Annotated in this window: 14 protein-coding genes; 7 read left to right on the top strand and 7 right to left on the bottom strand. The window is 44.4% G+C overall.

The genetic code is table 11. The features are described from left to right. Positions 1–86 precede the first annotated feature (86 nt). The 4 genes from acsF to HWQ43_RS17940 form a co-directional block, all read right to left on the bottom strand. Complete coding sequence (acsF, locus tag HWQ43_RS17925; RefSeq protein WP_292736509.1) at positions 87–1,142, bottom strand: magnesium-protoporphyrin IX monomethyl ester (oxidative) cyclase; 1,056 nt, start codon at positions 1,140–1,142, stop codon at positions 87–89. A gap of 115 nt (positions 1,143–1,257) precedes the next feature. Beyond that, positions 1,258–1,425, bottom strand: a complete 168-nt coding sequence (locus HWQ43_RS17930; protein WP_292736511.1) for a hypothetical protein — start codon at positions 1,423–1,425, stop codon at positions 1,258–1,260. A 42-nt stretch (positions 1,426–1,467) separates the two neighbouring features. After that, on the bottom strand, positions 1,468–3,219 hold the full coding sequence (locus HWQ43_RS17935; protein WP_292736513.1) for an ABC transporter ATP-binding protein: 1,752 nt from the start codon (positions 3,217–3,219) through the stop codon (positions 1,468–1,470). A gap of 246 nt (positions 3,220–3,465) precedes the next feature. After that, positions 3,466–4,116: a hypothetical protein gene (locus HWQ43_RS17940; RefSeq protein WP_292736515.1), complete on the bottom strand. Its 651-nt coding sequence runs from the start codon at positions 4,114–4,116 to the stop codon at positions 3,466–3,468. 403 nt (positions 4,117–4,519) lie between these two features. On the opposite strand from HWQ43_RS17940, the gene galE reads away from it, so the two are divergent. Then, positions 4,520–5,518 (top strand): UDP-glucose 4-epimerase GalE, encoded by a 999-nt coding sequence (gene galE, locus HWQ43_RS17945; RefSeq protein ID WP_292736517.1) that lies wholly within the window; start codon positions 4,520–4,522, stop codon positions 5,516–5,518. A gap of 99 nt (positions 5,519–5,617) precedes the next feature. Here the strand turns inward: galE and HWQ43_RS17950 are convergent, their stop codons facing one another. Both HWQ43_RS17950 and HWQ43_RS17955 read right to left on the bottom strand, forming a co-directional pair. Further along, a complete protein-coding gene (locus HWQ43_RS17950; RefSeq protein WP_292736519.1) occupies positions 5,618–6,319 on the bottom strand; it encodes a hypothetical protein in 702 nt (233 codons plus the stop codon). After that, complete coding sequence (locus HWQ43_RS17955; RefSeq protein WP_292736521.1) at positions 6,294–7,565, bottom strand: sulfite exporter TauE/SafE family protein; 1,272 nt, start codon at positions 7,563–7,565, stop codon at positions 6,294–6,296. The genes HWQ43_RS17950 and HWQ43_RS17955 overlap by 26 nt, the downstream gene beginning before the upstream one ends. Before the next feature lie 24 nt (positions 7,566–7,589). Here HWQ43_RS17955 and HWQ43_RS17960 point away from each other — a divergent pair, with 24 nt between their 5' ends. Continuing rightward, positions 7,590–7,763 carry a hypothetical protein gene (locus HWQ43_RS17960; protein WP_292736523.1) on the top strand — a complete coding sequence of 58 codons (174 nt, stop codon included), beginning with the start codon at positions 7,590–7,592 and terminating at the stop codon, positions 7,761–7,763. A 255-nt stretch (positions 7,764–8,018) separates the two neighbouring features. On the opposite strand, the gene HWQ43_RS17965 is transcribed toward HWQ43_RS17960, so the two are convergent. Beyond that, complete coding sequence (locus tag HWQ43_RS17965) at positions 8,019–8,153, bottom strand: hypothetical protein (RefSeq protein WP_292736525.1); 135 nt, start codon at positions 8,151–8,153, stop codon at positions 8,019–8,021. A gap of 207 nt (positions 8,154–8,360) precedes the next feature. Here HWQ43_RS17965 and HWQ43_RS17970 point away from each other — a divergent pair, with 207 nt between their 5' ends. The 5 genes from HWQ43_RS17970 (at position 8,361) to HWQ43_RS17990 (ending at position 13,003) form a co-directional block, all read left to right on the top strand. Further along, positions 8,361–9,683, top strand: a complete 1,323-nt coding sequence (locus tag HWQ43_RS17970; protein WP_292736527.1) for an ABC transporter substrate-binding protein — start codon at positions 8,361–8,363, stop codon at positions 9,681–9,683. A gap of 182 nt (positions 9,684–9,865) precedes the next feature. Next, positions 9,866–10,777 (top strand): carbohydrate ABC transporter permease, encoded by a 912-nt coding sequence (locus tag HWQ43_RS17975; RefSeq protein WP_292736529.1) that lies wholly within the window; start codon positions 9,866–9,868, stop codon positions 10,775–10,777. 3 nt (positions 10,778–10,780) lie between these two features. Beyond that, on the top strand, positions 10,781–11,665 hold the full coding sequence (locus tag HWQ43_RS17980; RefSeq protein WP_292736531.1) for a carbohydrate ABC transporter permease: 885 nt from the start codon (positions 10,781–10,783) through the stop codon (positions 11,663–11,665). Between the two features lie 88 nt (positions 11,666–11,753). Beyond that, positions 11,754–12,845: an ABC transporter ATP-binding protein gene (locus tag HWQ43_RS17985; RefSeq protein WP_292736533.1), complete on the top strand. Its 1,092-nt coding sequence runs from the start codon at positions 11,754–11,756 to the stop codon at positions 12,843–12,845. Positions 12,846–12,862: 17 nt separating this feature from the next. After that, the gene (locus tag HWQ43_RS17990) at positions 12,863–13,003 is read left to right on the top strand and encodes a hypothetical protein (protein ID WP_292736535.1); all 141 of its coding nucleotides are present in this window, start codon (positions 12,863–12,865) and stop codon (positions 13,001–13,003) included. Positions 13,004–13,208 lie beyond the last annotated feature (205 nt).

Consider the following 13,208-nt stretch of genomic DNA (forward strand, 5'->3'; position numbering starts at 1 on the left):
TAACGCTATTTTCAGCTTACTACCTGTCCTTTTTCTTATCCCGAACTCAGGTTAATTAAGTTCACCGACAGATGTCTAATAAATAGCTAACGAACCGTTCCCCGCAGAGCTTCAGTATCAATTGGTTTGATGAGATAAAGTAACAGCAGATTCCAAACAATTGCTGCAATCAAAGGTAGTTTGCGAATTAGCTTCACCAATTTCGGATTATAACTGCCTTCAATCTCTGCAATTTTCAAGTTGTAACCTGCACAGCGTTGCAGACGTGGGAAAAACTTAGGATGTTCGGTATTCAACATCACCGGAAAAGCCCGTCCTGCGGTTTCATTGGTGTTGCGGACAACTTGAATATCAAATTCTGTGGCATCAAGTCCCAATGATTTGTAGAACCCGGAACGTTCATGAACTGTCAGGGTGTGAGTAGCAAATACTGATAGCAAGAAAAAGCGACTCCACAGCCTAGATTTCCAGGTGTTCCAGAGTTGCGGTTGAGAACGCAATAATGCTTTAAATATATCCCCGTGGCGGTTTTCGTCCTGACACCAACTCTCAAAGTAGCGGAATATGGGATAAAACTGGTTTTCTGGGTGCTTTTCTAAATGCCTGAAAATAATAATGTAACGCCAGTAGCCGATTTTTTCTGAGAGGTAAACGGTATAAAGTACCCATTCAATCGGGAAAAAGGTATAAGTGCGGGTTTTAGTAACAGTGCCTAAATCAAGGGAGAGTTTAAAATCGGCCATTGCTTTGTTGAGAAATCCAGCATGGCGGGCTTCATCACGCGCCATCATTTGAAATATTTCCGCTAGCACTGGACTGCGATTTTTTAGCTTGCGGGATAATTCCTTGAATAGCAAGAAGCCGGAAAACTCAGAAATGCAAGAGCGTTCCAAATACTCTATAAACGCCTGCCTTGCTTCACCAGTAATGTGTTCCCAAGACTGCTCAAACGCTTCATCGCGAACAAAATGGTGGCGGTTGTAGTCTGTCCGCATTTCTGTTAACATTGCCTGCAACTCAGTTTCCTGGGCAGACAAATCCAGCTTGGCTGCGGTTTCAAAATCTGTAGTATAAAACCGCGGGGTGAGTACAGTTTCTTTGCTGGGGGTTTTAACTTCTGGCTTAGGTAGGGTGTTAACCATGAGTAATGAGGCAATCGATTCAATAGTTCTATAACTATAAAGCTATGATAAATATGATTATTTAGCTAGACCTCTTCACAATCCTTTAGTAAAGTCGGAATTTCTGAATTTTTCTTCAACGGGTCGCACACCCAGAATTCCCCAATTTCAGCCAAGCTTGAAGGTGAGTAATGGGCGCTCTGGGAGTGGTTACTGGGTACTGGGGAAGAAATTTTTTTAAGGATTGGTTGGGGTCTGAATCCCCATTCAAATCTTCCCAATCCCCAGTCCCTAACTCAATCATAATTCTTTCCTTCTGCCCCCTGCCTCCTGCCTTCTGCCTCCTTCACCGCAGTAATTCCTCAACTTGATGTTGGCTCCACAAAGTTCTGTATAAACCCTGTTGTTGTAAAAGTTCTAAGTGATTGCCGGTCTGAACAATTTTTCCCTTTTCCATTACAAAAATTCGGTCAGCCGCCGCCGCCGCTGATAATTGGTGCGTAATAAAAATTACTGTCTTACGTTCAGTACCACTGGAGAGATTTTTGAGGATTTGCGTGGCTGTTTGATTATCTACACTAGAGAGAGCGTCATCCAAAATTAACACTGGAGCATTGACTAACATTGCTCGAGCCAAAGCAGTACGTTGCCGTTGACCGCCAGAAAGATTAATACCGCGTTCGCCAACAATAGTTTCATATTGCTGGGGAAAATTGTGAATTTCTGATTCAATTTGGGCAAGTTTAGCGACAGATTCTACCTGGTGTTGTTCGCTAACTGGATCGCCGTAGCGAATATTATTTTTGATTGTAGTGCTAAATAGAAAGCTATCTTGAGGAACGTAGGCGATCGCACCTCGTAAATCTGTCAAAGCGATCTTAGTAATATCTAGCCCATCTAAAAACAATTGTCCTGATTCAATATCCAACAAGCGCGGTAAAGCATTGGCCAAAGTAGATTTCCCCGAACCAATTGCCCCAACAATCGCTACAGTTTCTCCAGGAGCAATGGTAAAGTTAACATTTGCTAAAGCTGGAGTAGTGGAACCCGGGTAACTGTAGGTAAGATTTTTAGCTGTCACTTCGCCTTTGAGTTCAGCCATTGGCAGATGTATGGCATCAGCTGCATCTTTAATTTTTGGTGTGACAGAAAGAATAGATTCAAGCCTATCGATACTAACTTCACCGCGTTGGTAGGCAGTAATTGTGAATCCTAAAAGAGCAGTGGGAAAAACCAGGCGCTCTACATAAATTAACAATGCTAAAAAATCGCCAACCTGAAGTGTCCCAGCAGACATTCGTGCCGACCCTAGCCAGATGATTACCAGTGAACTGATATTAGCTAGCCCACCAATTAGCGGAAACAGTGTATTGCGGATTTTTGCCAATTCTAGGTTAGCAGTTAATAGCTGCTGATTTTTCTTGGCAAAAGCTCGACGCTCGTTTGCTTCTTGAGCATAGATTTTAATTAAGGCAATGCCACTAATATCTTCCTGGATGAGTTCGCTGATGTCAGAGAGTTGCTCTTGGACTTTTGCTTGTTGTTTGCGTAAGCGATCGCTAAACAGACTCACCAACAAGAGCATAAAAGGGTACACTGCTAGGGCGGCTAGGGTGAGATCCACACTAATCGCCAGCATTACTGGCAGTGTCAGGGCGTAAGCAAACACCGTATTTGCCAAACTCAAGACCGCAAAACCCAATAACCGCTTGATATTGTCTACATCACTAGTAGCCCGACTAATCAAATCGCCAGCAGTATTACTGGCAAAATAAGCAGGCTCCAGCTTGAGTAAGTGTTCAAAAATCCGTTGTTTCAGGTCAAATTCCACCTGCCGTCCCACCCCAAATAGCCAAATGCGTGATGCCATACGCATTAGCCACATCGCCGAACTGAGCAAGACAATGACTACTACGTAATGTAGTATTTGGTTCCATATGAAGGTTGTTGAGAGTTTGTCAACACCAGCACGAATCAACCAAGGGATATAAACACCCAGTGCATTGACAGACAACAAAGCGAGAATGCCCAAGGAGGCTTCCCGCCAATGGGGTCGTAGATAAGCACTGAGTTTAGCGATTCGTCGAGATTTTGCCATTAAAGCAATTGTGCAACTTTATCATCTAGATTAACTGCTAGTCCAGGAAGGCAGCTATGCAGAGGAAATATCGCTGGTTATAAATTCAGCTTTTGTTACCTCTTTTAACTGGATAGTTATTGCCGTTCGGTACTAGTAGTCCATCACAGAAACTTTAATGAAGAAATAAGTTCGTAGTCAGGACTTTAGCCCTGGGATTGATCGCTCAAGCGCTCACTACGAACCAAGTATTGTTCTCTTGCCTGATTACCGCTGAACACGCAAGAACCTGTAAACTTCAAGGAGATAACTTTCCCAAGTTCTTGTTGTCAATTGCAACGTTTGTGCATCTGGTACAAAGTCTTCAAGTCGTAAACCGCGTGTGCGAATATCTTGAGGATTTCCTTGTAACAGGTACGGAGGCACTCTCAAATTATAAGAAAGAATGCGATCGGCCGTTACATCTGAAATGTTCGCTGTGGTGGGTTGCCCTAATGCCACCAGTGTCCCGGATGTTGGTGTAGCACTAGCGACAGATGTTTCACCCGTCATTGCTAGAGGTGCTCTATAAAGGAAATAGGCGACTGCTGGTGTACTTGCCAACAGCAAAATCGTCAGTGCCCAACCGATCAAGTATCCTCCTGGTTTCTCTATTCCACCTCCTTTGATTTTCTGAGCGGCAAGAATCATCAGTAAAACAGAGGCTCCTAGAGGCTTGAGTGGAAAAGATAGCATCCTCCACAACGACGCCACAGCAGGTTCATTGGGGTTAAGAAATGATAGGGCTACGATTACCAAGATAACGACTAAGATTAATCGCCCGACAAAAGTTCCAGAAGGATAAAATCGCTGGAACAGAGAATATACGATAGTGCCAATCAGCAGCCACAGCAGTACCCGGCTTAACAATAGAAACATAGACTAACTCTCAAATTTGCTGGTGCAGTGAGCCAGTGTGGTGGTGTTCGCGTAGCGTCTCCGTTAGGAGAGGCAGTCCGTTTCGATCGGGGCTGCCCCCAAAAAAGACTGCCATGCATGGTTTCCCTGCATAAAACAACTGGCGAATTCTTACTGATAGCGACGTTAGAAGCGTCACCCGTAAGGCTCAACCTAGAGGTTTCGGGAAATGGATTTATTTTATTGTCAAATTGTAATCGTACTGTTTGACTTAAAATTTCTCAAACCTCACACCCAAAGACTACCGTCGTAGTGATTTTAGTGCAATTTTTTGACACTGCGTCTATTATTTATAATTTTCCAGAAGAGTAATCTGGTACCAATAAACTAAATTAATTAAGTAATCGACTCAAAAGGAAAAACTATGTCGCCTGGAAAGCCTACTATTCTCGTAACGGGAGGAGCTGGATATATTGGTTCCCATACAGTGCTTGCTTTGAAGAAAGCGGGTTATAACGTTGTCATACTTGATAATCTGGTCTATGGACATCGCGATCTAGTAGAAAAGGTTTTACAGGTAGAACTGATAATTGGGGACACAGGCGATCGCGCTTTGCTCGATCATGTATTTAAAACCCACGATATTTCCGCGGTGATGCATTTTTCTGCTTATGCCTACGTAGGAGAATCGGTGACTGATCCGGCCAAATATTACCGCAACAACGTCCTTGGTACTTTGACCCTGTTAGAAGCGATGCTGACAGCATCTGTAAAGAAATTTGTCTTTTCTTCTACCTGCGCCACCTACGGGGTACCGCAATTCGTGCCCATTCCAGAAACCCATCCCCAAAATCCGATTAATCCCTATGGCGCTACAAAGCTGATGGTAGAAAGGATTCTCTCTGATTTTGATGTCGCTTACGGTTTGCAATCAGTGCGTTTTCGCTATTTCAATGCTGCTGGTGCTAATCCCGATGGCTTACTGGGCGAGGATCACAACCCAGAAACCCATTTAATTCCTTTGGTGCTAATGACAGCTTTAGGCAAACGAAAATCCATCTCAATTTTCGGCACTGATTACCCCACACCCGATGGTACGTGTATTCGCGATTATATTCACGTTAACGATTTAGCAGATGCCCATATTTTGGGATTGGAATATTTATTAAAAGGTGGCGATAGCGAAGTTTTTAATTTGAGCAATGCCAGCGGTTTCTCTGTTAGAGAAGTCATTGCAGCAGTCGAACAAGTGACAGGGATTTCGATACCAGTAGAAGAACACGATCGCCGTCCTGGCGATCCCCCAATTCTCATTGGCACCAGCGATAAAGCCAGAACAGTCTTAGGCTGGCAGCCTCAGTATCCATCTATCCAAGATATTGTCGCTCACGCGTGGCAGTGGCATCAGAAGCGACACAAGTAAGGGTATGGGGCATGGGGCATGGGGTATGGGGCATTGGGCATTGGGCATAGTTGAATTCCACTGTTGCTTCCCCTGCTCCCCTGCCCCTCTGCTTCCTCCCTACTCCCCACCCCTCCTCATACTTTGCATGACGACAACTAAGATGCCGATAAATCCGAGAATTGGCAGTGCGATCGCCCAAGTTGGTAATTGTTGAGATTGACCCTCTACTAAATCACCATTGACATCTCGCAGGTTTCGTGTACTTTGTGTAGACCCGCCTCCTGCCACAGTCACTTCAAACTTGAATTCAAAGGGTTTGAATCTTGCCCCAGAGACAGGTTTTCCATTTAGTTGCAACTGATAAAGCCCTGGTTTGGGAAAGACAACTTCTGCACCTGGAATGCCTTTATAACGTTCGGCTGCCACAGGTTGTAACTGTGGTTCTAACAGTGGTGGCTCTCCGGCTGCATAAGGTTCGGCATAAACAGCCAACTGACAATTACACTGTGACAGGGGAATCACTTTTCCACCTCTGCGGGTCAGTGCAAACCAGGCTTGGCTTGGTTCTCCAGCACGGGGATTATCATTTGGTTCAATGTGGAGAGTGCCGCCAACATCTGAGGCTACTTCCACCTTATGAGCAAAAGCAGGGTAAAGATTAGTTATTGAGATAACTAAGCAACTCAGGAATAATAAATACTTTATTGTTCCTTGATTTTTCCAGAAAATACCTTTTTGAGGGTAACGCCTCTGTTTTTGACTCGTTAAAATGGAGCCAGAAAATAAGGATGATTTACCGCGATTTGGTTGGGGGAACATAAAACTTTTCTACGGCTAACTTTGACCAAAAAAAGCGCGAACGCACTAGCAAGACACTGAGAGTAACAATTACCATCAGTACTGCCGCTAATTTATTTCCCCAAGTTGATTGCAAGGAACCCAGGTAATGGGAACCAATCAACACAGTATGAATGGCACTCAAGAGCAAGGCTGGCACACCCAATAGATGAATCTGTCGCCAACGCTTGCCCAAAGATTTTTGCAACGATTCCCAACTTGTAAAAGCGGCGGGGGACATTAATACCAATGCTACAGCACCCGCAGCCATCCCCCACTGAAATTCTGGTGGCAGAAAAGAAAAGGCGGCAAAATTCCATTGCAATGAGTGTTCTATCATGTGGAAGGTGTGAACCACAGAAAGCACAAAAGCTCCCACTCCCAAGCCGCGACGATAACGCAGTGGTGAAGCCCACAACCCACTAATCGGACGCGCAATTAACGCCAAAATTAAGCAGATTAAGGCGGCGTGTCCGGTGTAATCTACCATTGTGTCGCCAGTCCGCAGCAAGGTGATGACGCCAATGGTGAGTGTTACCCAACCACCTAATCGAAACAACTGACTGCGCCTGTCTTTACTTACCAATGATGTGGAAACCCCTACACCTAACATCGTGGGCAAGGTTCCCAAGCCAAAAGCCAGCATAGTAGCTGTACTCATCCATAAATTGCCAGTTTCAGCGGCTTTAATTTGGGCAGCATACAGGAAACCACAGGGCATCAAACCCCAAGTCATCCCCAAAAGCATTGGCGTCCACCATTTGGTTTTTAAGGAAAGCTTAACCATTCCGCTGCTGAGGCGAGCGTGTAAACCACCTTGCAATAGGGGATGTAACACGGGAATACGCGGTAGTAAATCGGGTTTTACTTGTCCTAAGCCAAACCAAATCAACATCACACCAGTCAGAATTGCCATCCAGCGCCGGAAGTCGCTGCCAACACCCGCTAGCTGTCCACCTTGCAGTAATACCGAACCTAGCGCCCCAATGCCAGCACCGACTAGAGCATAGCTCAACATCCGCCCCAGGTTTAGCAGGATATGAAATTTTAATTGCTGTTGCCAAGTATCGGGCTTTTCTAAGGTTGATATCCGTCCCAAGGAGATTGTTTGTGCAATTTTCGGCTGATGAGACAGAGAAAATGCCACTGTTAGAGGGCCACACATCCCAAAGCAATGTCCAAAACTCCCCAGGAACCCCAGGATTGCAATCAGCAACAAATCTACCATAAAAAAAGTTCCGAGTTCTGAGTCATGAGTCCTGAGTGTAAGAATAAAGATTTTGAAGAAGTAATTAAGAAATTCTTTTCTTCTTTGCTCAGTACTCAGCACTCCTCTAGTGGGGCACTTTACGTGAAGTTGCGATCGCTGTCAAAAGACAAAGCGTCAAACTTAATGGTTTCTCTAGGAAAGAAAGCCTGGGTGTAAAACTCCATACACACAAGCTTCTGAGAGCCACCGCTGCTCATCTTTCTTGCGCGGGAGTGGCTTTTTTGCTTATCATTTGTGTATTCAGTAAGTGGATACCCCGGTTGCAAAAAAGAAACCAGATCCCAATCTTCCTACAAGTCTGAATTTTTAGGGCAGCGATCTCGTGTTATTAGTGATGTAGTTTGTTAGGAGTTTTTTGGTGACAAGAATTCTAAAGTTTTGCTAAAATTTTCTACCTATTCATATTGTAATTTATGTCCATTTCAATTCATCAGTTAAGCTATTCGCCGTGGCTTTGCTCAAATTTAAGATATTGCGATCGCCTGTTAATATCTTAATATCTGTGCAAAAATCACTATAGACTATCAAAATTACGAACGCAGACATAATAAAAATTAGCCAAGAACATCTACAAACAATCTACACTTATATCGATTCAAAAAAAATTAATTTACATCTATAGCAGCAGTATTTAACTGTATAACTAAACATTGTTCAAATGTTTTGATAAAAAAATAATACAAAATAATCTTTTTTCCGATATTTTATGTTTTTATTTCCTAATAATTACCACTAGCGATCGCTACATTGATAATGTTGTACCGAAAGCCAATAAACAATTTGCAAAAATTCATTCAAAAACAAAGTTATCTACATATAGGGGTTTTCTTGGCAACCCTCTTGAGCATCATATTGTTCAGTTGGGTAGCGCTCTCGCAGCAACCAGTTACCCTCAATCTATTAATGACTGCCCCTGATGCCGAACCCTGGAGGCAGGGTTTAATTAGAGACTTCGAGGCTGAGAACCCAGGTATTCGCATTAACCTAGTTGAAGGGCCGAATGCCACAAATTTGCTCGAAGACCTGTACACCTCATCTTTTATCTTGGGTGAATCCCCTTATGACCTGATCAATATGGATGTCATCTGGACATCCAAGTTTGCTGCTGCTGGATGGTTGCTACCTTTAGGCAATCGCATTTCTAAACAGGAGTTGGCAGAATTTTCACCCCAGGATGTAGAAGGGGGACGTTATCAAAACCAGCTGTACCGCATTCCAGTGCGTTCCGATGTGGGAATGCTCTACTACCGGGAAGATTTAATTAAACAAGCAGGATTGAAACCGCCAGAAACCTTTGATGATTTGATCCGAATTTCCCAAGTCTTGCAGAAGAAAAACCAGGTGAAGTGGGGCTATGTTTGGCAGGGTCGCCAATATGAAGGACTTGTGGCGATGTTTGCAGAAATCCTTGATGGCTTTGATGGCTTCTGGGTTAAACCCGACACCCTCGAAGTTGGACTAGATCGACCAGAAACATTACAAGCCATTGAGTTTCTGCGTAGTACTATCAGGGAAGGCGTTTCTCCTCCTGGAGTCACAACCTATCAAGAAGAAGACACCCGCCGTTTGTTTCAAAGTGGTCAAGTAGCGTTTTTACGCAGTTGGCCCTATGCGTGGCCTTTAGCCCAAGCAGAAAATTCGCCAATCCGGGGCAAAATAGCGATTAAACCAATGGTTCATGCTCCTGGTAAGACAGGAGCGGCTTGTCTGGGGGGCTGGGGTTTAGGGATTGCGAAATCTTCTCAACATCCTGAAGAAGCTTGGAAAGCAATTAAATATTTTACCAGTCGGGAAGCTCAGCGCCGATTCATTTTCAGTGCAGGTTATGTACCAAGTCGTCGGGAACTGTTTACAGCCCCAGAGATTGTTGCTAAATACCCCCACTATCCGCAGTTATTGGAGGTCGTGGACAATGCAGTTTTACGTCCACCGATCGCCCAATATGCTCAGACATCAGATATTTTACAGCGTTATCTCAGCGCTGCGTTATCGGGTCGAATGAATTCCGAACGAGCAATGCAAGCTGCTGCTGCGGAAACGCGGCGACTGTTGGGGGCAGGGGGCAGGGGGAGTTAGAAGTTAAAGCATTGGCTTAAAGACTTGTTCATCCACCTCGGATACTCATTAACGGAGTTCAAAGACTCATTAACGGAGTTCAAAGACTCATTAACGGAGTTCAAAGGCTCATTAACGGAGTTCAAAGGCTCATTAACGGAGTTCAAAGGCTCATTAACGCGGTTCAAAATCCCCAATGACAAATGACAAATTTACATACACTTAGAAATCGAGAACAACAGACAGCCTGGATCTTACTAACACCCGCATTGCTGCTGCTGTTGTTTGTATTTGCCTACCCGATTTTACGAGCATTTTGGTTAAGCGTATTTACTAAAAATCTGGGAACAGAGCTACAACCTGTATTTTCTGGTTTGGAGAATTATGTGCGGATGGTGGGGGATGGTCGTTTCTGGCAGAGTTTGTGGGCGACGACTGTTTTCACAACAGCATCAGTAATCTCAGAACTACTGCTAGGACTGGGGATTGCCTTAGTTCTCAATCAGGCGTTTTTTGGGCGGGGCATAGTGCGTACAACCGCGATTATACCTTGGGCTTTGCCTACTGCCTTGATTGGTCTGGCGTGGTCTTGGATTTTTAACGACCAGTTTGGGGTTGTGAACGATATTCTGCGGCGATTGGGGCTGATTCAGACTGGGATTAACTGGTTAGGAGATCCAACACTGGCGATGATAGCAGTGGTTTTTGCTGATGTTTGGAAAACTACGCCGTTTATCAGTATCCTGCTGCTAGCTGGGTTGCAGTCGATATCACAAGACCTCTATGAAGCTTATTCGGTCGATGGGGCAACTGCTTGGCAAAGCTTCCGCAATATTACCCTGCCACTGCTGCTGCCACAGATATTAATTGCAGTGCTATTTCGGTTTGCTCAAGCTTTCGGAATTTTTGACTTGATTGCAGTGATGACTGGGGGTGGCCCTGGTGGCGCTACGGAAGTGGTGTCATTGTACATTTACTCTACGGTGATGCGCTACTTAGATTTTGGTTATGGAGCAGCCCTGGTAGTAGTGACATTTTTAATATTGATTGCGGCGGTAGCGATCGCTAGTTTCTTACTTAACAAATATCGTGCCAAAACATCAGGAGCCATTTAAGCCATGAGTGTAACTCCACAAGCAGTTCCAACAACTCCAAAACGAACAGTGGGAACCAAGTTTTCTCTGAAAAAAATCTTGCTGTTCATCATAGTTGTATTAATAGTGCTATTTAGCCTAGCACCAGCTCTATGGCAATTGCTGACCTCGTTTAAAGTGAATGAGGATATTGCCGCCGTTCCTACTGTCTATTTCCCCACACGATTCACTTTCAATCACTACATTGAGTTATTTACTCGTCGTCCATTTTGGCGCTACATCTTCAACAGTGCCTTTGTCTCGATTACTTCCACAGCTGTAGCTTTAGCGATCGGCGCACCTGCGGCATATGCCCTCGCACGATTACGCCCTTGGGGTGAACGAGCTATCCTCGCCAGCATTCTAATTGTCACCTTATTTCCTGGAATTCTCTTGTTCTTAGGACTATTAGAAATTATCCAAGCGCTGAGATTGGGTAACAATTATCTGGCGCTGATTATACCCTATACTGCGATCAATTTGCCGCTGACAATTTTAGTACTTAAAAGCTTTTTTCAACAATTACCAAAAGACTTGGAAGATTCCGCTAGGGTCGATGGCTACAACACCTTTCAACTACTCTGGCAAATCGTGCTACCCATGACCCTTCCCGCATTGGTGACTACTGGAATCCTCACCTTTATTTTTGCTTGGAACGAGTTTATTTTCGCTCTGACGTTTATGACCCGTGAAGAGTTGAAGACAATTCCCGTTGCTGCCGCTCAGTTGGGTGGTGCGACAATATATGAAATTCCCTATGGACCGATCGCTGCTGCTACTGTCGTCGGGACATTACCCCTAATTTTACTAGTTTTGTTTTTCCAGCGCCGGATTGTCCAAGGTCTTACCGCTGGTGCTGTAAAAGGATAAGGGAAAGCAGGGGGAGCAGGGGAAGCAGAGGGGAGAATAATAATTTCTGACAAATGACCAATGACAAATGACAAATGACAAATGAAAAATGGCTAAACTCGAACTCACAAACTTAAACAAAACCTATAATCCTAAAGTTGTTCCTGTCAAGGACGTTAGCTTAACTGTAGATAACCATGAGTTTCTCACTTTACTTGGCCCTTCTGGCTGTGGCAAATCTACCGTCCTACGCATGATTGCGGGTCTTGAAGAACCGACTCGCGGTCAAATTAAGATTGGGGAGGTGGATGTCACCTATAAACGAGCAGCCGATCGCAACATTGCAATGGTATTCCAAAGCTATGCACTCTATCCCCACATGACGGTGTACGAAAACCTCGCTTCTGGACTCAAGCTGAAAAAAGTACCACCGATAGAAATTAAACAGCGAGTGGCAGAAGTGGCAGAAGTTTTAGGATTAGCAGAGTTAATGAACCGCAAGCCTGGCCAAATGTCTGGAGGTCAACGCCAGCGGGTTGCGGTCGGTCGTGCTTTGGTGCGTAATGCCGATGTCTACCTGCTGGATGAACCTTTAAGTAACCTGGATGCACTACTGCGGGAACGAGTCCGAGCCGATATTAAGCAAATTTTTGCAGCCCAAAAAGTGCCAGTTGTCTACGTCACCCACGACCAAACCGAAGCGATGACGCTCTCCACGAAAGTTGCATTGCTCAATGATGGCTATGTCCAGCAACTTGACCCACCTGACCGCATCTATAACCATCCAGCGAATCTATTTGTGGCTGGATTTGTTGGTAGTCCGCAAATGAATTTGCTGACTTTACCTTGTAAGGGACAATATGCGCTGCTGGGTAACTTTCAGGTTCATCTCCCAGATATACCAACAGTACCACCGCAGATTATTTTGGGAATCCGCCCAGAGAATGTCCGCATTGCTCAACCAGGTGATACCCAGACTATCAAAGGGCGAGTGTTTTTAGTGGAAAACTTGGGTATGCACTATTTGGTCAGTGTCAGGGTTGAGGGTTCACAAACCGGAGCGATTACGGTACGTGCTTTGTTGCCAACAGACCAAAATTGGAGTGACGAGGATATTACACTAACATTGCCCCCTGAAGATATTCACTGGTTTGATGTGCAATCTGGCCATGCTCTTGTTAAGAGACAAATGTTAGGTTAACGCAAGCAAAAGACGCGATGAATCGCCGTCTCTACAATAATCAGTCTTTCGTCTTGACGGCGATTTATCGCGTCTTTGTTATATCGAATTTTTATCAAAAAACCTTAACCGAAGTAATCCTGGAAAGTGATGCTTGGGGATTGGCTCTAGGAAAGTAAAAAGTAAAAAAGCCTGGGTGCAAACAATCGTAGAACTCATTACACACAGGCTAGTCTAGGAATAATATTCATAAGCAATTGCGTCACCTAAGTTTCCAAGTGTGATAATTGTTTTTTTTCCAGTAATATGCTCTCCAGAACCAGTTAAAACCCACATTCCGCAGGGCGTGTTAAAAAAGAAGATAATATTTTCGACAAGGGGCAC

It is taken from the genome of Nostoc sp. JL31, from assembly GCF_017114965.1.
GTDB classification, from domain to species: Bacteria; Cyanobacteriota; Cyanobacteriia; order Cyanobacteriales; family Nostocaceae; genus Nostoc; species Nostoc punctiforme_A.